We start from the raw sequence: 18,395 nt of genomic DNA on the forward strand, positions 1-18,395 counted from the left end.
GGAGTTGCTGTGCGGGCGTTCGCGCTGGTCAGTCGGTGAACGGTCCGATGCGGTACAGCACCTCGGGGTCGTGCCCCCCGTCGGGGAAGAGCCCGGCACCGAAGAGGACCTCGCGCTCCAGCTCGGCGCCGTGGCGCTTGGCGTAGGAGGTGAAGAGGCGCTCGGAGGGCGTGTTGCCCGGGGTGATGGTGGTCTCGATCCCGTCCAGCCGCCCCTTCTCACGGAGCAGGTCGGTGAGCCCGTCCAGCAGGGCGGCGGCGAGGCCCCGCCCGCGCTGCGAGGCGTCCACGGCGACCTGCCAGACGACGAGGGTGTGAGGGCGCTCGGGCCGGAAGTATCCGGTCACGAACCCGACCGGCTCGCCGGCGGCGTCGCGTGCCACCACGGAGGTGCCGGCGAAGTCGCGACACCACAGGAGGTAGCTGTAGGAGGAGTTGAGGTCGAGGGTGCGCGAGTCGCGGGCGATACGCCAGATGGCTGCCCCGTCCTCGACGCCCGGGTGGTCCAGGCGCAAATCCTCTGGCATTTCCTTCATGGTGGATCGGCCACGTTCAAGGTCGGCTTGTGCGGCGGTCATGCAAATTGAATTTACCGATCCACTCTGAAAAATGCATCGCGGGTCGGGGTTACATGGCAGCGCTTTCTGTGTTATCGGGCGCGGGGGTGCGCCTGCGCGAACGACCGCCTGAAGATGGTGATTTGTCCAGGATGTAAGCCGCGAAACGGTCACGGTGTGGAGTCAGTCACAAGTGCGTAACGCACGCGTGACGCGTCCGAATTACGCGGTTTCGGTGTCCGGAAAATCGATGCGTTTAGCTTCGGGGAGAGCGGGCAGACGAATAGGGGAAGGTGAGTGCGAAAGAATTCGGAATTCCCTGTAATAGGTCTACCGATTAAGAATATCGTTCGCTGTCCGCGCCGAAGTCGGTGCGGACTTCGCTGTGCCCGGGAACGGAAAAGCGCGACGGGCCGCCCCGCGCACGGCGTGCGCCGCGCACCGGACGGCCCGCCGGGGCCGGATCAGCCCGCGGGGCGCTCCCAGGCTGCGGTCGCCGCGCGCCGCGCCGCGTCCGGGTCGACCGACCGGCCCGTGAGGTCGGTCAGCGCCGCCCCCAGCGCGGAGAGGGAGGAGTGGACCGTGGAGCCGGCCGCGGCCGTGCCGTAGTGGTTGACCCGGATCATCTCCTTGGCCAGCGACCCGCCGCCCGCCACCAGCGGCAGCACCGGGTCCGCCGCCAGCGCCCGCGCCACCAGCTCCGAGGCGTCCACGCCCTCCGGTGCCCGCAGCGTGGTCGCCACCGGCGCCGCGTGGCGCGCCTCGCGGACGTACGGCGCGAATCCGCCGCCGAGCGCCTTCACGCCGGCCCGGGTGGCCGCCGCCGCCCGGGTGTGCCGGCCGATCACCGTCTCCAGACCCTCGTCCTCGATCCGCTCCACACACGCCTGGAGCGCCACCATCTCCAGCTGGGCGGGGGCGTGCAGCAGGGCGGTGCGCCCGGCGTCGATCCACCGCTCCTTCCAGTCCAGCAGCGAGAGGTACGAGCGGCGCGGCGCCTGCGGGTTGGCCGCCATCCGCTGCCAGGCCCGCTCGCTCACCGAGACCGCCGAGACGCCGGCGGGGCCGCCCATCGCCTTCTGGGCGCCGATCACGCAGAGGTCCACGCCCCAGGCGTCGGGCAGCAGCGGCTCGGCGCCGACCGAGGCCACCGCGTCCACCATGAAGAGCGCGCCGTGCTCGCGCACCACCCGGCCGATCTCGGCCACCGGGTTGGTGTTGCCGGTCGCGGCCTCGGCGTGGACCAGCGAGACGAAGCTGATCTCCGGGTGCTCCGCCAGCGCCTCGGCGACCTGGTCGGCGCCGACCGCCGCGTCGTAGGGCACCGCCAGGTCGACCACGCGCGCCCCGCAGTCGCGCAGCCAGTCGCCGAAGGTCTGCCCGTACGGGCCGGTGATCACGTTGAGGGCGGTGGTGTCCGGGCCCGCCACGCCGCGGATGCAGCCCTCCAGCGGCAGCAGCGCCTCACCCTGGGTGATGACGACGTCCTGCGCGGTGGAGAGCAGCGCCGCGACGCGGCGCTCGATGTTCGCGAAATGCGCGGCGGTCAGCGGGGTCAGGTCCAGGAGGGGGTGCGTCACGGTGGTGCTCATTTCGCCGGTCGATCGTCGGGCTGCCGGTCCGAGCGTACCCACCGGGTCCTACGCTGCCGTGCATGAGCGAAGACATGGTGCTGCACGTGAAGGGCCGGATACTGGTCGGTCCCGAGGAGGCCAGGGACGAACTCTGGGTGGTGGGCGGGCGGATCACCTTCACCCGGCCGCCGGGCGCCCGCGAGGTGCGGACCGTCGAGGGATGGGCGCTGCCGGGCCTGGTCGACGCCCACTGCCATGTCGGCCTGGACCGGCACGGCCCGGTCGCCGCCGAGGTCGCCGAGAAGCAGGCGCTCACCGACCGCGACGCCGGGGCCCTGCTGCTGCGCGACGCCGGTTCGCCCAGCGACACCCGCTGGATGGACGACCGCGACGACCTGCCCCGCGTCATCCGGGCCGGCCGCCACATCGCGCGCACCCGCCGCTACATCCGCAACTACGCCCACGAGATCGAGCCGGACCAACTCGTCGCCCACGTCGGCCAGGAGGCGCGGCGCGGGGACGGCTGGGTCAAGCTGGTCGGCGACTGGATCGACCGGGGCGCGGGCGACCTGACGCCGTGCTGGCCGCGCGAGGCGGTCGAGGCCGCCATCGCCGAGGCGCACCGGCTCGGCGCCCGGGTCACCGCCCACTGCTTCGCCGAGGACTCGCTGCGCGACCTGGTCGAGGCGGGCATCGACTGCATCGAGCACGCCACCGGGCTCACCGAGGAGACCATCCCGCTCTTCGCCGAACGCGGCGTCGCCATCGTCCCCACCCTGGTCAACATCGCCACCTTCCCCGACCTCGCGGCCGGCGGGCAGGCGAAGTTCCCCGACTGGTCGGCCCACATGCGGCGGCTGTACGAGCGCCGGTACGACACGGTCCGCGCCGCCTGGGACGCGGGCATCCCGGTCTTCGTCGGCACCGACGCGGGCGGCAGCCTCCCGCACGGCCTGGTCGCCGCCGAGGTCGCCGAACTGGTCACCGCCGGCATCCCGCCGCTCGACGCCCTCTCCGCCACGGCGTGGGGCGCCCGCGACTGGCTCGGCCGCCCCGGACTGACCGAGGGTGCCCCGGGCGACCTGGTGGTCTACGCGAGCGACCCGCGCGCCGACGTCCGGGTGCTGGCGGCGCCCCGCCGGGTCGTGGTCGGCGGCAAGGTCGTCGCCTGACCGCGAGAAGCGTGTTGACGGGCCGTTACGGGGGCCGGAGCAGCGTCGTTGTGCTCCGGCCCCCGCCGCACGTCCGCGCCCGCGTACGCCGTCCGTACGCCCTTCTGCGCCCTTCGGGGGCCCGGAAACGGCGGTCAGGGGTGACGTGGGGGAACGGCCGTGCAGGCCGGGTCGAACGTCTGCACCAAAACCACCCTTTGGAGTGAAGTCACCCCAGGTTGTCGCCCCTTCACCCGGAGTGCGTAAAGATTCCGGCAACGACGTCGTCGGCGGCCGCCTGTCCCCAGGTGCGGCCCCGGCGGCTCCATGTCTCTGTGGGGGTTTCACCATCTTGAACAGCACCAACTTCCGCATGCCCGCGCGCCGTCTGGTGGCCGCCTCGGCGGCCGGGCTGCTCGTCGCGGCGCCGCTCGCCCTCGCCACGGCCACCACGGCCCACGCCACCGGCGACCACGGGCGGGCGGACGCGGTCGTCCTGCGCACCGGCCTCGACGTCTCGCTGCTCGGCAAGACCGTCAACGTCCCGCTGGAGGTCGCGCTCAACGAGGTCCACGCGCCGCAGAGCGCCGAGAAGACGGCGCTGACCGCCGAACTCTCCGGCGTCGACAACGGCCGGCCGTTCAGCGTGCTCAACGCCCAGGTCGCCCAGGCGAAGGCCACCGCCGACGCCCACAAGGCGGAGGGGAGCACCACGCTCGCCCAGGCCAAGGTGCATCTGCCGGGCCTGCCCCTGCTGCCGCTGCTGGAGGTCGAGAAGGTCACCGCCACCGCCCTCTGCGAGGCGGGGAAGAAGCCGGTCGCCGAGGCCAACGTGCTCGGCCAGGTCACCGTCCTCGGCAAGCGCGTCACCCTCACCGCGGGCGGCACCACCCAGGTCACGGTGGACGGCGTCGGCGAGGTCACCCTCGACCTCTCCAAGCGCCACACCACCACCTCGACGGCGGCGGCCACCGCGCTGGAGCTGAAGGTCGCCGTCGACCCGCTCAAGCTCGGCGTCGCCGAGGTCGACGGCACCGTCACCCTCGCCGGAGCCACCTGCGAGCGCCCCGCCGCCCCGGCCCCCGCGCCCGAGGAGGAGAAGCCCGCCGCCGAGGAGCCGGCCGAGGAGGAGGCCGAGAAGCCCGCCGAGGGCTCCGGCACCGAGCAGGTGAAGACCGGGGACGACGGCGTCACCACCCAGACCGGCAAGGCCCCCGCCACCGAGAACCTCGCCGAGACCGGCGGCAGTTCCATGACGCCCTACCTCGCGGGCGGCGCGGTCCTCCTGCTCGCCGCGGGCGGCGGCGCCCTCGCCCTGACCCGCCGCAAGCGCGCCTGATCCACCCGCCGCACGGCACCGGGGGGTGAGCCGTGCGGCGGGCCGGACCGGGCGGGAGCGGGGCGCGTGGGGCGCCCCGCTCCCGCACCGGAGGGGGCGGCCGCGTGGGGCGGCCGCCCCCTTTCTCCCGGGTGCCGGATCTCCCGGTGGCCCCGACTGCCCACCTGGGCACGGCAGTTACCCTTCCCGCATGGAAGATCTGGGGCCCGTCGCCTGGCCGCCCACACCGATCAGGACCGAACGGCTCGTCCTCCGCGCGGCCGAGGCCCGCGACCGGCCGGCCTTCGTCGAGCTGTACGCCTCGCCGGAGGTGCACACCTACCTCGGCGGCGCCCGCCCGCGCGACGAGGTCGAACGCGCGATGCCCGCCGTTCCCGCACCGTGGCCCGGCAGCTTCGTCGTCGCACTCGACGGGACGATGGCCGGCCACATCCTGCTCAGGCGGGCGCCGGGCACGCCCCGCCCCGCCGCCGAGGGACTGGCCGACCTCGGCTACCTCTTCCTCCCGCACGCCTGGGGCCACGGGTACGCCACCGAAGCCTGCGCGGCGGCGCTGGCCTGGTGCGACGGCGCGCTTCCCGGCGAGCCGGTGGTGCTCACCACCCAGAGCGCCAACACCGCCTCGCTGCGCCTCGCGGCGAAGCTGGGGTTCACCGAGGTGGAGCGGTACCAGGAATGGGGCGCCGAGCAGTGGCTCGGCCTGCGGCCCCCTCCCGCACCGTCCCCCTGAGCCCGCCTCAGCGCCGCCGGGCCAAGGCCACGTCCAGCGCCTCCAGGAACGCCTCCGTCGTCGCCGCGTCCCTGACCGCCAGCCGCAGCCACCGGGGCCCCAGCCCCGGGAAGGTGTCGCCCCGGCGGACCGCGAAGCCGAGGGTGCGCAGCTCCTCGCGGACGGCCGCCGCGCCCTCGACCGCCATCAGGACGAAGGGGGCCTCGGCCGGGCCCGCCACCCGTACCCCCGCCTCCGCGCGCTTCTCCAGGCCCGTCACCAGCACCTCCCGGTCGGCCGCGACGCGGACGGCGGCCTCCTCGGCCTCGGCCAGCGCCGGCGGGGAGACGCACGCCTCGGCGGCGGTCAGGGCCGGCGTGGAGACCGGCCACAGGGGCTGGGCGGAGGCGAGGCGGGTGATCAGGGCGGGTTCGGCGAGGACGTAGCCGATGCGCAGGCCCGCCAGGCCCCAGGTCTTGGTGAGGCTGCGCAGGACGACCAGGCCGGGGAGGTCGGTGCGGCCCGCGAGGGCCTCCCGCTCGCCGGGGACCGCGTCCATGAACGCCTCGTCCACGACGAGGACACGCCCCGGCCTCGCGAGCCGGGCCAGTTCGCGCGCCGGGTGCAGCACCGAGGTCGGGTTGGTGGGGTTGCCGACGACCACCAGGTCGGCCTCGTCGGGAACGGCGTCCGCGTCCAGGCAGAAGCCGTCGGCCTCGCGCAGCAGCACCCGTTCCACCCCGTGCCCGGCGTCTCGCAGCGCCGCCTCCGGCTCGGTGAACTGCGGGTGCACCACCACCGGACGGCGTACCGGCAGCGCCCGCGCCAGCAGGACGAACGCCTCGGCCGCGCCGGAGGTCAGCAGCACCCGCTCCGGTGCCACCCCGTGCCGGGCCGCGACCGCCGCCCGGGCCGTGCGCCCGTCGGGGTAGGCGGCCAGTCCCTCCAGCGAGGCGGCGATGCGCCGCCGCAGCCAGGGCGGCGGCGTGCCGGTCCGCACGTTCACCGCCAGGTCGGTCAGGCCGGCGCCGCGCACCTCGGCGTCGCCGTGGTGGCGCAGATCGGGCTCGTCCATCGTCACTCCGTCGTCGTTCCGTCTCCCGGGACGCCCGCCGCCGGGCCGCGCCGGGCCACCGCGCAGGTCGCCACCGCCGGGCCGGGGCCGCCCTGCTTCCTCTTCGGTACGAGCAGTTCGCCGCCGCCCGCCAGTGCCGCCGCCTCCGCGACCGAGGCCACCCCGAGTGCCGCCAGCGCCGTCGGCGAGGAGTGCGGGGTCTCCACGGCGGCCAGCACCCCGGGCGCCCAGGAGCGCAGCCGGACCCCCAGCAGCCGGGCCGCCTCGACGATGCCCGGCTCGGTGGCCTTCGCCTCGACGGTGGCCAGCTCCAGCAGGGGCCCGGCCGCCGGACCCAGTTCCGCCAGCACCTCGCGCACCAGCCCGTACACCGCCTCCGCGGGCGCGTCGCGGCAGGCGCCGACGCCCACCACCAGCCCGGCCCCGGCGGGTGAGGCGGTCATACGGGCGCGCCAGGCCGCACCGCGCGGGCGACCAGGCGGGCCGCCGCCGTCGGCAGGGCGGCCCAGTGGACGTGCAGGTAGGAGGCGTGCACGCCGCCCTGGACGAAGCCCTCCGTGCGGGGCGGGCCGGGCCGCACCACGCCCCACGCCGGTGCGGTGCCCGCGCCGGGTGCCAGGCGGGTGCGGTGGAACTCGTGGCCGGACACCCGCGTCCCGGCCGGGGCCAGCACACTGTCGCCGACCGCCACCGCGTCCCGGTAGCCCAGCGTCAGCCGCTCCGTCATCCGCGCGGAGGCGTCCAGCACGCCGCACATCGGGGCGCCGTCCAGCTCGCGCGCCAGGTAGAGCAGGCCCGCGCACTCGGCGGCGACCGGTGCCCCGGCGGCGGCGAGCGCGGCCACCTCGGCGCGGAGCGCGGCGTTGGCCGACAGTTCGGGGGCGTAGACCTCCGGGAAGCCGCCGCCGATCACCAGCGCGCCGGTGGACTCGGGGAGGTGTTCGTCGCGCAGGGGGTCGAAGGGGACCACCTCGGCGCCGGCCGCCGTCAGCAGTTCGGCGTGCTCGGCGTAGGAGAAGGTGAAGGCGGCGCCGCCCGCCACCGCCACCACGGGGCGCGGCCCGGAGGGCGGGGGAGTCCCCGACCCGGCCAGTGCCCCGGCCGGGTCCCAGGGCGCGCCGGTGAGCGGCGGCGCCGAACGGGCCAGCGCCCACAGTGCGTCCAGGTCGCACCCGGCGCGGACCTGCTCGGCCATGGCCGCCACCGCCGCCACCGCGTCCGGCTCCCGCTCCGCCACCGGGACCAGGCCCAGGTGACGGGAGGGCGTCGCCGCCTGCGGGGTGCGGCGCAGCACGCCGAGCACGTCGACGCCGGCCTCGTCCAGGGCCTCCCGCAGCAGCTCCTCGTGCCGGTCGGAGCCGACCTTGTTGAGGATGACCCCGCCGATCCGCACCTCGGGGTCCCAGGAGGCGAAGCCGTGCACCAGCGCCGCCACCGACCGGGACTGCGAGGAGCCGTCGACCACCAGCACCACCGGCGCCCGCAGCGCCTTCGCCAGCTGCGCCGTGGAGGCCAGTTCACCCTGGCCGGCCGCACCGTCGTACAGCCCCATCACGCCCTCGACCACGGCCAGGTCGGCCCCGGCCGCGCCGTGCGCGAAGAGCGGGCCGAGCAGCTCGGTGCCGCAGAGGTAGGCGTCGAGGTTGCGGCCCGGGCGGCCGGTGGCCAGCGCGTGGTAGCCCGGGTCGATGTAGTCGGGGCCCGCCTTGTGCGGCGAGACGGTGAGGCCCCGCCCGGTGAAGGCGGCCATCAGGCCGGTCGCCACCGTCGTCTTGCCGGAGCCCGACGACGGGGCCGCCACCACCAGGCGGGGAATGCGGAGCGTGCTCACCACTCGATGCCCCGCTGGCCCTTCTGGCCCGCGTCCATCGGGTGCTTCACCTTGGTCATCTCGGTGACCAGGTCGGCGAAGTCGACCAGTTCGGCGGGGGCGTTGCGGCCGGTGATCACCACGTGCTGGTTGCCGGGCCGGTTCCGCAGCACCTCGATCACCTCGGCGGTGTCGATCCACCCCCAGTGCAGCGGATAGGCGAACTCGTCCAGCACGTACAGCCGGTACGTCTCGGCGGCCAGGTCGCGCTTGACCTGCTCCCAGCCCTCGCGGGCCTTGGCCTCGTTGTCCTGCTGGTCGTCGCGCTGGACCCAGGACCAGCCCTCGCCCATCTTGTGCCAGTCGACGCGGCCGCCCTCGCCGCTGGCGCCCAGCGTCTTCAGCGCGTTCTCCTCGCCGACCTTCCACTTGGCCGACTTGACGAACTGGAACACCCCGATCGGCCACCCCTGGTTCCAGGCGCGCAGCGCCAGCCCGAAGGCCGCCGTCGACTTGCCCTTGCCCGGGCCGGTGTGGACCGCGACCAGCGGGCGGTTGCGGCGCTGACGTGTGGTGAGTCCGTCCTCGGGGACGACGGACGGCTGTCCCTGCGGCATTACGCGGCCCTCCTGGCACGGTGGTGATCGGTGACGTCCTTGACCAGGCCGGTGAGCGCCTCGGCCCGCAGCTCGTCCAAGGTGACGGCGGTGCCCCGCAGTTCGCGGGCGAGTTCCCCGGCGAGCCCGAGGCGGACCGGGCCCGTCTCGCAGTCGACGACCACGCTCGCCGTCGCCTCGGCGGCGTGCAGCCGGGCCGCCCGGCCCGCCAGCGCCACCGGCTCGGGGCCGCCGGTGGCCCGGCCGTCGGTGACCACGACCAGCAGCGGGCGGCGCGTGGCGTCCCGCAGCCGCTCGACGCGCAGCACGTCGTGGGCCTTCAGCAGCCCCGCCGCCAGCGGGGTCCGCCCGCCGGTCGGCAGCGCCTGGAGCCGGGCGGCGGCCGCGTCCACCGAGGAGGTCGGCGGCAGCGCCACCTCCGCCTCGCGGCCCCGGAACGTCACCAGCCCGACCTTGTCGCGCCGCTGGTAGGCGTCGAGGAGCAGCGACAGCACCGCCCCCTTGACCGCGCCCATCCGCCTGCGCGCCGCCATCGACCCGGAGGCGTCCACCACGAAGAGGACGAGGTTGCCCTCGCGGCCCTCCCGGGTCGCCTGCCGCAGATCGTCGCGGCGCACCACCAGGCCCCGGCCCGACCGGCCGCGCGCCCGCTGGTGCGGGGCGGCCGCCCGGACCGTCGCCGTCAGGTGGAGCTTGGTCAGCGCCCCCTCGGGACGGGTCGCCCCGGTGGTCCTGCCGTGCTCGGTCCGCGCCCGGGACCTGCGCCCCGCCGCGCCCGCGCCGAGCCCCGGCACGCTCAGCACCTTGGTGCGGAACGGCTCGCCCGCCGCCACCGCCCGCTGCTCCGCCGAGGCGGGACGGGGCGTACCGCCGCCGGACTCGCCGGGCTCCGCACCGGTCAGCGCCTCGGGGGCGTCCTCGGGCGCCGGGGCACCGGAGTCCTCGGTCCGCTGCGGCGGGAGGCCGCCCGAGCCGTCACCGTCGCCGGGGTCGGGCCGCCCGCCCCCGCCGCCGTCCGGGCCAGGTCCGTCGTCGTCACCGCCGCCCGGCTCCTCGGGCGCCTGCCCCTCGGGCGGCGTCGGCGGCTCGTCCTCGGGGTCGTCGGCGGCGGCGTCCCGCAGCACCTCGTCGAGCTTCTCCTCGTCCAGGCCCGGCGCGTCGAAGGGGTTGCGGCGGCGCCGGTGCGGCAGCGCCAGCAGCGCGGCCTGGCGTACGTCCTCCACCGCGACCTCGGTCCGGCCCGCCCAGGCGGCCAGCGCGGTCGCGGTGCGGGCCATCACCAGGTCGCCGCGCATCCCGTCCACCTCGAAGGCCGCGCAGACCGCCGCGATCCGGCGCAGCGCGCCGTCGCCGAGGCGGACCCGGGGGAGCAGCGCCCGGGCGGCGGCCACCCGCTCGCGCAGCCCGGCCTCCTCGCCGGACCAGCGGCCCGCGAAGGCGGCCGGGTCGTCCTCGAAGGCGAGCCGGCGGCGCACCACCTCGACGCGCTGGTCCGGCTCCCGGGAGGCGGCCACCTCGACGGTCAGCCCGAACCGGTCCAGGAGCTGCGGGCGCAGCTCGCCCTCCTCCGGGTTCATCGTGCCGACCAGCAGGAAACGGGCCGCGTGCCGCACCGAGACGCCCTCGCGCTCCACGTACGAGGCACCCATCGCCGCCGCGTCCAGCAGCAGGTCGATCAGGTGGTCGTGGAGGAGGTTGACCTCGTCGACGTAGAGGATGCCCCGGTGCGCGTCGGCCAGCAGGCCCGGCTCGAATGCCTTCACGCCCTCGGCCAGGGCCCGTTCGATGTCGAGCGCGCCGACCAGCCGGTCCTCGGAGGCGCCGACCGGCAGCTCCACCATCCTGGCCGCCCGCTCGCCGCCAGGCCCGTCCGCCGGGTGCGGCCCGTCCGGGCAGCCCGGGTCGGGCGCGGCCGGGTCGCAGGAGAACCGGCACCCCTCCACGGTCCGCACCGGCGGCAGCAGCGCGGCCAGCGCGCGGACCGCCGTCGACTTGGCGGTGCCCTTCTCCCCCCGGACGAGGACACCGCCGACCGCCGGGGAGACCGCGTTCAGCAGCAGCGCCAGCCGCAGGTCGTCCTGACCGACGATCGCGGTGAACGGATAACGGGAACTGGTACTCATCGGGACTTCACTCCTTCACTCACCGGGACCGCGCACCGCACGACGGCGGCACGGGTACGGCGGACAGGGGACGCGGGGCCGGGACGTACGGGCGGGCGGCTCATGGCGCGCCCGGCGGCAGGAACGGCAGGCCGGGCGGGGCGCCCCGCTCGATCAGGCGCAGCAGGGCATCGGTGTCGGCGTGCTCCTCGATCAGGTCGCCGAGCCGGTCGAGCTGCTCCTCGCGGAGTTGGCCGAACGAGGTGTCGGGGGCCGGGACGAAGCGGCGGCCCGCCGCCCGGGCCACCTCGGTGAGGAAGGCCCTGCGGTAGCCGTCGCTCTCCAGCGAGCCGTGCCAGTGGGTGCCCCAGACCGCGCCGGTCCGGCAGCCGTCCAGGGCCCGCCCGTCCGCGTCGGTGAAGACCGGCTCGCCGCCCAGCACCTCGGCGACGCCGTGGTGGATCTCGTACCCCTCGACGGGCTCGCCCAGCGCCGAACCGTCCGGCCTGGCCAGCGTCTTCTCCACCGCGAACCGCACCCGCACCGGCAGCACGCCGAGCCCCTCGACGGTGCCCGCCCGGGACTCCACCTCGTCCTCGATCCGCTCGCCGAGCAGCTGGTAGCCGCCGCAGATGCCGAGCACCGGGCGCCCCTCGGCGACCCGGCGCAGCAGCGCCTCGGCCAGACCCCGCTCGCGCAGCCAGGCCAGCGCCCGGACCGTGCCCCGGGTGCCGGGGACCACCACCAGGTCGGCGTCGGCCAGCTCCTCGGGCCGGTCCACGAACCGCACCACGACGCCCGGTTCGGCGGCCAGCGCGTCCACGTCGGTGAAGTTGGACATCAGCGGCACCGCGCAGACCGCGACGCGCAGCACGTCCGCACCGACCGGCGGCGCCACCACCGACTCGCGGACCGCGCCGCGCAGCGAGATCCGCAGCCCGTCCTCCTCGTCGATGCCGAGCCCCTCGGCGTACGGCAGGACGCCGTAGGTGTGGCGGCCGGTGATGGACCGCAGCATCTCGATGCCGGGCTTCAGCAGCTCCACGTCCCCCCGGAACTTGTTGACGACGTACCCGGCGACCAGCGCCTGGTCCTCGGGGGCCAGCAGCGCGGTGGTGCCGAAGAACGAGGCGAAGACGCCGCCCCGGTCGATGTCGCCGACCACCAGCACCGGCAGCCTCGCCGCCCGGGCGACGCCTATGTTGACGATGTCGGTCCGGCGCAGGTTGATCTCGGCGGGGCTGCCCGCGCCCTCGCAGACCACCACGTCGTGGGTGGCCCGCAGCTCGGCCAGGCAGGCGAGGACCGGCTCCAGCAGCGCCTCCCGGCGGCCCCCCGACACCGCCCGGGCCGGCTCGCCGGGGAGGACCGAGCCGAAGAAGCCCTGGGCGCTCAGCTCGCCCACCGGCCTGCCGAGCAGCACCACCTGGCTGGAGCGGTCGCCGCCGGGCTTGAGCAGCACCGGGTTCATCAGCGCCGTCGGCTCGACGCGGGCGGCCTGGGCCTGCATCGCCTGGGCCCGGCCGATCTCCGCGCCCTCCCTGGTCACGAACGAGTTGAGGGACATGTTCTGCCCCTTGAACGGCGCCACCTTCACCCCGCGCCGCGCCAGCCACCGGCAGATGCCGGCCGTCAGTACGCTCTTCCCGGCGTCCGAGGTGGTCCCCGCGATCAGCACTCCGCCGCTCATGACCCTGCCCCTCCCTGTCCTGTCGCCGCGCGCCGTGCGCGCCCGCGTATCGCTCCGGCGGCCAGCCGCGCGCCCGCCCCCGCGACCAGCGCCAGCGCGCCGACCCGCCGGGAGAGCCGGGCGGCCCGCTCGATGTCGCCGGGCCGCACCGCGCGGCCCGAGCCGCCCAGCACCGGCCGGTGCTCGGTCCGCCCGCCGTAGGCGAGGGCGCCGCCGAGGCGTACGCCGAGCGCCCCGGCGAACGCCGCCTCTACCGGGCCCGCGTTGGGGCTCGGGTGGCGGTGCGCGTCGGCGCGCCAGGCGCGCAGGGCGCCGCGCGGGTCGGGTCCGGCGAGGGCGGCGAGGGCCGCCGTCAGCCGGGCGCCCGGGTGGCCGACCACGTCGTCGAGGCGGGCCGAGGCCCAGCCGAACCGGCGCAGCCGGGGCGACTTGTGGCCGACCATCGCGTCCAGCGTGTTGACGGCCCGGAAGCCGGCCAGCCCCGGGACGCCCGCGAGGGCGCCCCACACCAGGGCGCCGACCACCGCGTCCGAGGTGTTCTCGGCGACCGACTCGACCACCGCCCGGGCCAGCGCGTCGGAGTCCAGTGCCTGGGGGTCGCGTCCGCAGAGCCGGGGCAGCAGCCGCCGGGCCTCGGCCACGTCCCCGGCCTCCAGGGCGGCGCCGATCAGCCGGGCCTCGCGTACCAGCGAGGTGCCGCCGACCACCGCCCAGGTCGTGGCGGCGGTCAGCGCGACGGCCGCGTACGGGTGGGGGCGGACGGCACGGGCGGCCAGCGCGGCCCCGGCGGTGACGCCCCCGGCGCAGAGGGCGGTGTGCAGCGCGCCCCAGCCCCGGTGGTCGTGGAACAGGCGCCGCTCGACGGCCGAGGCGGCCCGGCCGAAGAGGGCCACGGGGTGGCCCCGGCGGGGGTCGGCGAAGAGGGCGTCGGCCAGCAGTCCGGCGGTGGCGCCGTACGCGAAGACGCGGTCGGCACGGTCCACGGGGCTCAGCCCGTTCGGCGCTCGGCGTACCGGGGGAGCAGGTCGGGGGGCGGCGACGGGCAGCCACGCATGGCGGTGTGTCCTCACTCAGGGTCCGCGCCCTGGTTCGACGTGACCGGGGGCGAGAGTCTCCTGGCTTCCGGATCGGCGGCATCCCCTGGCCTTCCAGCCCTTTCGGGCCGTGGCGCTCGGCGGAGATGCCGCTCCCCGGTGACAGTGGCGGGACCGCGCCGGATTCGCACCGGCTTCCTCTGCTGCCTCCGTGTTTCGGCCCCGGCAGTCCACCACGGCCCCGGAACACCAGTCAACTCACCGTTGACCTGCGACGAAGAGTGTGTGGAGCCCCACAGCCGGGGCGCCCGGCACCGGTACGCCGAAGGGCGGGCCGGACGGCGTACGTCCGGCCCGCCCTTCCCGGCGGGTGGTGACCCTCAGGCCACGATGATGTAGATCCCGTAGGCGACCGCCGCCGCGCAGAGCGCGAAGCAGAGGTAGCCGCCGGCCTTCGCCGCGACACCCGAACCGCCGCCCTGGTCCCCGCTCGCGGCCTTGGAGAGGCCCACGATGCCGAGGGTGAAGAAGCCGACGAGCGCGACGGTGACCACGAGGCTCACGCCGAAGACGGAGCCGAGAGCTGCCCAGTCGATGTCCATGGTGAGGTGTCCTTACGTGCGCGAGGCCGGGTCAGACCTTGGCCGGCCGGGCGGCCGGTTCGGTCGTGGCGGAGGAGTGGCCGGGCTGGGCCGGGATCGAGCCGAGCGGGGAGCCGTCCGCCTCCTCGGAGGCGACAGCCGCACCGGTGGGCGGCGGGGCCACGGAGGCCATGGCCTGGGTGACGATGCCCGAGGGCTCGTCCTGCACCGGCTCCACGTCGTTGACGTTGTCGTGGGTGACGGGGGAGCGGCGCGAGCGGAGCCAGATCGCGAAGGACCCGCCGACCAGCAGGACCGCGGTGGCGGCGACGCCCCAGTCACCCTGCTTGGTGAGGAGTTCGGCGGCCGCGCCGACCAGGGCGGCGGCCGGGAGGGTCAGACCCCAGGCGACGAACATCCGGGTGGCGGTCGACCAGCGGACCACGCCGCCCTTGCGGCCGAGGCCCGCACCCATCACCGCGCCGGAGCACGACTGGGTGGTGGAGAGGGAGAAGCCCAGGTGGGAGGAGGCCAGGATGACCGTCGCGGCACTGGTCTGGGCGGCGAAGCCCTGCGGCGGCGTGAGGTCGGTGAGCCCCTTGCCCATGGTCCGGATGATGCGCCAGCCGCCCAGGTACGTACCGAGCGCGATGGCGACACCGGCGGAGACGATGACCCACATCGGGGGGTTGGAGCCGGGGGCGAGGACACCGCCGGTGACCAGGGCGAGGGTGATGACACCCATCGTCTTCTGGGCGTCGTTGGTGCCGTGCGCCAGCGAGACCAGGCCGGCCGAGGCGATCTGCCCGGCGCGGTAGCCCTTGGCGGTGGACTTCTCGTCCACGTTCCGGTTGATCCGGAAGGTCAGCCGGGTGGCGAGCATCGCGGCGAGGCCGGCGACGAGCGGCGCGGCGAGCGCGGGCAGCAGCACCTTGGTGACGACGGTGCCGCCGTTGACGGAGGACCAGCCCGCCGACATCACCGCGGCGCCGATGAGGCCGCCGAAGAGCGCGTGCGAGGAGCTCGACGGCAGGCCGACGAGCCAGGTCAGAAGATTCCACAGAATGGCGCCTACGAGGGCGGCGAAGATGACTTCTGTCTTCAGGCCGTCCTCGTTGATGAGTCCGCCGGAGATCGTCTTGGCGACCTCCACGGAGAGGAACGCGCCGACGAGGTTGAGGACGGCGGACATCGCCACCGCGGCCTTGGGCCTCATCGCGCCGGTCGAGATGGTGGTGGCCATCGCGTTGGCTGTGTCGTGGAAACCGTTCGTGAAGTCGAACACGAGAGCGGTCACGATCACGATCCCGAGGAGAAGCGTGATGTGTTCCATTTACCCGGACTTCTGTGGGACGTCGTTGGCTCGTTGAACGTAGGGGCGTTGAGTGAACGGAAGATGAACTGGGGCGGGCAACGTGGTGACCCGAAACGGAGCCCCCTCGGCCGCCTCTCTCCCGGCCCCGCCCCGACCCCTTGGGAGAGTGGACCGCCAGGCCCCCGAAGGCCCGCGAGCACGGCCCCCGGGGCGGTTCCCGCCGGCGGCGGATGTGAGGCAGGTCGCACCGGGTCGCGGGGGTCCGGAGCACCGAAGCGGAATGGGGCGCGCACACCGGGGTACGCGCCGCCGGTGGCAGGATGCCCCGCCATGGAGAAGAACCGCGCCCACCCCGGCCGCCCCTGGCGCCCCCAGGAGGACCAGGCCGTCGCCCACGCCTGGCACGACCTCGTGGAGACCGCCCGCGCCACCGTCCGCGACGGACTGGTGGTCGGCACCTCCGGCAACGTCTCGGTCCGCGTCACCCCCGACCGCCCGGCCGGCGGGACCGGCGACCTCGTCCTCATCACCCCCACCGGCGTCCCCTACGACCGGCTCGGCCCCGAGGACACCGTCGCCGTCGGCCTCGACGGCCGCCAGGTGCTCGGCACCCTGAAACCCACCAGCGAGCTGCCTCTCCACCTCGCCGTGTACCGCACCGGCACCGCCCGCGCCGTCGTCCACACCCACGCCCCGCACGCCACCGCCGTCTCCACGCTCGTCGACACCCTGCCGCCGGTCCACTACATGGCCGCCGCGCTCGGCGGCCCCGTCCGCACCGCCCCCTACGCCCTCTACGGCAGCCAGGAACTCGCCGGCCACCTCGTCGAGGCCCTCCGGGACCGCACCGCCTGCCTCCTGCGCAACCACGGCACCGTCACCACCGGCGACACCCTCACCCAGGCCCTGGACCGCACCGCCCAGCTGGAGTGGATGTGCCGCGTCTGGCTGCTCGCCCGCTCCGTCCCCGGCCACACCCCCTCCCTCCTCGACGCGGGACAGCTCGACGCCGCCGCCGAGCGGCTGCGCGGCTACGGCCAGCCGGGCGGGTGACCGGCGGCCCGGCGCGTCACCCGCCGGGCCGCGTCCGCTGGCCGTGCGCCGCCCGGTGCCCGCAGACTGGAGCGGTGCGTATCGCCCGAACGACGGCACTGGCCGTCACCGCCGCAGTCGGAGCCGGGGCCGCCGCCGTAGCGGCCGGCCGGTACGCCAGTGACGCCGCCCTGCGGCTCCCGGCGGGCCACCGGCTGCCCACCGAGCCCAAGCTGACGGTCCACCGCGCCGAGGCCGGACGGATCACCCTCACCCGCGACCTGGCCTCCCTGCGCCCGGGCCGCTACGGCCTCACCGGCCGCGACTTCCACGCCGCCGTCGGGCCGGTGCTCGACCGGGCCGACGGCGAGGTCGCCGCCGACACCGTCGTCCGCCGCCTGGAGCGCGTCTTCGACGGCACCCCCGACACCGGCGACCGGGCCTGGCTCACCCCCCAGCTCTACAGCGGCGACCCCGCCACCGCCCTCGGCCTCTCCTACGCCGAGGTCGAGATCCCCGGCGAACTGGGCGTACTGCCCGGCTGGGTGGTCCCCGGCGACCGCCGCACCTGGGTCCTGGCCGTCCACGGCCTGGCCGGCACCATCGAGCACCCCATGGTCGTCATGGACCAGCTGCACCGCCTGGGCCTGCCGGTCCTCTCCCTCGCCTACCGCGGCGACCGGGGGGCCCCGCGCTCCCCGGACGGCCTCAACCACCTCGGCGACACCGAGTGGCGCGACGTCGACGCGGCCCTGCGCTTCGCCGTCGCCAACGGCGCCGCCCGCGTCATCCTCTACGGCTGGTCCACCGGCGCCACCATGGCCCTGTTCACCGCCGCCCGCTCCTCGCTGCGCGGGCGCATCGGGGGCCTGGTCCTCGACTCCCCGGTCCTCGGGCGTGCCCGGACCGTGCGCGCCCTGGCCGCCGCCAGGCACATCCCCAACGCCTTCCTCCCCCTCGCCGTCCGCGCCGCCGAGGGGCGCACCGGCCTCAGCGACGACCGCCTCCCGCACATCGGCGGCCCCGAGGGCATCCGCGTCCCCACCCTCCTGCTCCACGGCCCCGACGACGAGATCGCCTCCTACGACTACTCCCTGGCCCTCGCTCGCAGCCGCCCCGACCTCATCACCCTCCACACGGTCCCCGACGCCCCCCACGCCGCCATGTGGAACGCCTCCCCGTCGACCTACGACGAGTCCCTACGCCGCTTCCTCACCCCCCTCCTCTGACACGATGCGGCTGCGCCGCGTTCAGGGGTGCCCGGGTGTTGCCCGTGCCGGTCACCGGGCTGCCCTCAAGCGCCGGCCGGGCTGTCTTTTGTGGCTGGGCTCCGCCCCGACCTGCCGCGCCTTGCCCCTGCGGGTCACCGACGGCCTCAAACGCCGGCCAGGCTCCAAAAGTGGCCTCAAGCGCCGGCCGGGCTGTGGGGTTCGCGGTGCGTTCGCCGGGTGGGTCGGGCGGGGCCGGGTCGGGGTACCTCCTCACAAACTGCAAGGTGCGGGGTCAGTCGCTTCAAGACGGCCGTGTGTGCAGTTTGCTGCGGGGGCACCCCGACCCGTCCCCGCCCTTCCGTCTCGTCGGCGTCGTCCCGCCGGTGGGAGGGATAAAGACAGACCGCCCCCACGGATCTTTGTGACCAGCTGAAGCAACGACGGTGGTCACTGTGGAGGAGCGAGTCATCGGTGACGGCCTTATCCCCCCTCCGGCGGTCGGCCGCGTACGAGACCGTGGGGTGGGGTCGTGTCGGGGTGCCCCCGCAGCAAACTGCACACGAGGCAGCCATGCTCCAACTCACCCCGCACCATGCAGT

General features: G+C 75.5%; 16 protein-coding genes and 1 riboswitch. Of the genes, 5 read left to right on the forward strand and 11 right to left on the reverse strand.

Features of this window, described 5'->3' with window-relative positions; genetic code table 11:
* Positions 1–28: 28 nt before the first annotated feature.
* Entirely contained in the window at positions 29–535 is a 507-nt protein-coding gene (ectA, locus tag IF45_RS33625) for a diaminobutyrate acetyltransferase (protein ID WP_008412174.1), read from the reverse strand.
* A gap of 485 nt (positions 536–1,020) precedes the next feature.
* Positions 1,021–2,136, reverse strand: coding sequence for a pyridoxal-phosphate-dependent aminotransferase family protein (locus tag IF45_RS0118415; RefSeq protein WP_030308427.1), 1,116 nt, complete (start codon positions 2,134–2,136; stop codon positions 1,021–1,023).
* Positions 2,137–2,210: 74 nt separating this feature from the next.
* Between IF45_RS0118415 and IF45_RS0118420 the strand changes: the two genes are divergently transcribed.
* The 3 genes from IF45_RS0118420 (at position 2,211) to IF45_RS0118430 (ending at position 5,350) form a co-directional block, all read left to right on the forward strand.
* A complete protein-coding gene (locus IF45_RS0118420) occupies positions 2,211–3,302 on the forward strand; it encodes an amidohydrolase family protein (protein WP_003947418.1) in 1,092 nt (363 codons plus the stop codon).
* A 331-nt stretch (positions 3,303–3,633) separates the two neighbouring features.
* Entirely contained in the window at positions 3,634–4,620 is a 987-nt protein-coding gene (locus IF45_RS0118425; protein WP_003947417.1) for an SCO1860 family LAETG-anchored protein, read from the forward strand.
* A 190-nt stretch (positions 4,621–4,810) separates the two neighbouring features.
* Positions 4,811–5,350 (forward strand): GNAT family N-acetyltransferase, encoded by a 540-nt coding sequence (locus IF45_RS0118430; RefSeq protein ID WP_030308428.1) that lies wholly within the window; start codon positions 4,811–4,813, stop codon positions 5,348–5,350.
* Between the two features lie 7 nt (positions 5,351–5,357).
* On the opposite strand, the gene cobC is transcribed toward IF45_RS0118430, so the two are convergent.
* The 9 genes from cobC to IF45_RS0118475 all read right to left on the reverse strand — a co-directional run bounded on the left by cobC (position 5,358) and on the right by IF45_RS0118475 (position 15,571).
* Positions 5,358–6,404: an Rv2231c family histidinol phosphate aminotransferase CobC gene (gene cobC, locus IF45_RS0118435; protein WP_030308429.1), complete on the reverse strand. Its 1,047-nt coding sequence runs from the start codon at positions 6,402–6,404 to the stop codon at positions 5,358–5,360.
* A gap of 2 nt (positions 6,405–6,406) precedes the next feature.
* A complete protein-coding gene (locus IF45_RS0118440) occupies positions 6,407–6,847 on the reverse strand; it encodes a cobalamin biosynthesis protein (protein ID WP_003947414.1) in 441 nt (146 codons plus the stop codon).
* A complete protein-coding gene (locus IF45_RS0118445; RefSeq protein ID WP_030308431.1) occupies positions 6,844–8,238 on the reverse strand; it encodes a cobyrinic acid a,c-diamide synthase CobB in 1,395 nt (464 codons plus the stop codon). The genes IF45_RS0118440 and IF45_RS0118445 overlap by 4 nt, the downstream gene beginning before the upstream one ends.
* The gene (cobO, locus tag IF45_RS0118450) at positions 8,232–8,831 is read right to left on the reverse strand and encodes a cob(I)yrinic acid a,c-diamide adenosyltransferase (protein WP_003947412.1); all 600 of its coding nucleotides are present in this window, start codon (positions 8,829–8,831) and stop codon (positions 8,232–8,234) included. Before cobO ends, IF45_RS0118445 begins: the two co-directional genes overlap by 7 nt.
* Positions 8,831–10,954: a putative cobaltochelatase gene (locus IF45_RS0118455; protein ID WP_015508071.1), complete on the reverse strand. Its 2,124-nt coding sequence runs from the start codon at positions 10,952–10,954 to the stop codon at positions 8,831–8,833. The genes cobO and IF45_RS0118455 overlap by 1 nt, the downstream gene beginning before the upstream one ends.
* A 100-nt stretch (positions 10,955–11,054) precedes the next feature.
* Positions 11,055–12,623, reverse strand: coding sequence for a cobyric acid synthase (locus IF45_RS0118460; protein ID WP_030308433.1), 1,569 nt, complete (start codon positions 12,621–12,623; stop codon positions 11,055–11,057).
* Entirely contained in the window at positions 12,620–13,606 is a 987-nt protein-coding gene (locus IF45_RS0118465) for a cobalamin biosynthesis protein (protein WP_030308435.1), read from the reverse strand. The genes IF45_RS0118460 and IF45_RS0118465 overlap by 4 nt, the downstream gene beginning before the upstream one ends.
* A gap of 126 nt (positions 13,607–13,732) precedes the next feature.
* A riboswitch (cobalamin riboswitch) is annotated at positions 13,733–13,857 on the reverse strand.
* A gap of 180 nt (positions 13,858–14,037) precedes the next feature.
* Positions 14,038–14,259 (reverse strand): hypothetical protein, encoded by a 222-nt coding sequence (locus tag IF45_RS0118470; RefSeq protein WP_030308437.1) that lies wholly within the window; start codon positions 14,257–14,259, stop codon positions 14,038–14,040.
* Positions 14,260–14,290: 31 nt separating this feature from the next.
* Positions 14,291–15,571, reverse strand: coding sequence for an inorganic phosphate transporter (locus tag IF45_RS0118475; protein ID WP_008414241.1), 1,281 nt, complete (start codon positions 15,569–15,571; stop codon positions 14,291–14,293).
* A gap of 312 nt (positions 15,572–15,883) precedes the next feature.
* On the opposite strand from IF45_RS0118475, the gene IF45_RS0118480 reads away from it, so the two are divergent.
* Complete coding sequence (locus IF45_RS0118480; RefSeq protein ID WP_003947407.1) at positions 15,884–16,606, forward strand: class II aldolase/adducin family protein; 723 nt, start codon at positions 15,884–15,886, stop codon at positions 16,604–16,606.
* Between the two features lie 74 nt (positions 16,607–16,680).
* Positions 16,681–17,814, forward strand: a complete 1,134-nt coding sequence (locus tag IF45_RS0118485) for an alpha/beta hydrolase (protein WP_003947406.1) — start codon at positions 16,681–16,683, stop codon at positions 17,812–17,814.
* The last annotated feature ends 581 nt before the right edge of the window (positions 17,815–18,395 follow it).

It is taken from the genome of Streptomyces albidoflavus (assembly GCF_000719955.1).
In the GTDB taxonomy this organism is placed as follows: domain Bacteria; phylum Actinomycetota; class Actinomycetes; order Streptomycetales; family Streptomycetaceae; genus Streptomyces; species Streptomyces albidoflavus.

What these genes read in the sequence shown, in the direction of transcription:
- IF45_RS0118470 (WP_030308437.1), bottom strand. Translation starts at nt 14,259, where the DNA reads ATGGACATCGACTGGGCAGCTCTCGGCTCCGTCTTCGGCGTGAGCCTC.
- IF45_RS0118460 (WP_030308433.1), bottom strand. Translation starts at nt 12,623, where the DNA reads ATGAGCGGCGGAGTGCTGATCGCGGGGACCACCTCGGACGCCGGGAAG.
- IF45_RS0118440 (WP_003947414.1), bottom strand. Translation starts at nt 6,847, where the DNA reads ATGACCGCCTCACCCGCCGGGGCCGGGCTGGTGGTGGGCGTCGGCGCC.
- ectA (WP_008412174.1), bottom strand. Translation starts at nt 535, where the DNA reads ATGAAGGAAATGCCAGAGGATTTGCGCCTGGACCACCCGGGCGTCGAG.
- cobO (WP_003947412.1), bottom strand. Translation starts at nt 8,831, where the DNA reads ATGCCGCAGGGACAGCCGTCCGTCGTCCCCGAGGACGGACTCACCACA.
- IF45_RS0118480 (WP_003947407.1), top strand. Translation starts at nt 15,884, where the DNA reads ATGGAGAAGAACCGCGCCCACCCCGGCCGCCCCTGGCGCCCCCAGGAG.
- cobC (WP_030308429.1), bottom strand. Translation starts at nt 6,404, where the DNA reads ATGGACGAGCCCGATCTGCGCCACCACGGCGACGCCGAGGTGCGCGGC.
- IF45_RS0118475 (WP_008414241.1), bottom strand. Translation starts at nt 15,571, where the DNA reads ATGGAACACATCACGCTTCTCCTCGGGATCGTGATCGTGACCGCTCTC.
- IF45_RS0118455 (WP_015508071.1), bottom strand. Translation starts at nt 10,954, where the DNA reads ATGAGTACCAGTTCCCGTTATCCGTTCACCGCGATCGTCGGTCAGGAC.
- IF45_RS0118420 (WP_003947418.1), top strand. Translation starts at nt 2,211, where the DNA reads ATGAGCGAAGACATGGTGCTGCACGTGAAGGGCCGGATACTGGTCGGT.
- IF45_RS0118430 (WP_030308428.1), top strand. Translation starts at nt 4,811, where the DNA reads ATGGAAGATCTGGGGCCCGTCGCCTGGCCGCCCACACCGATCAGGACC.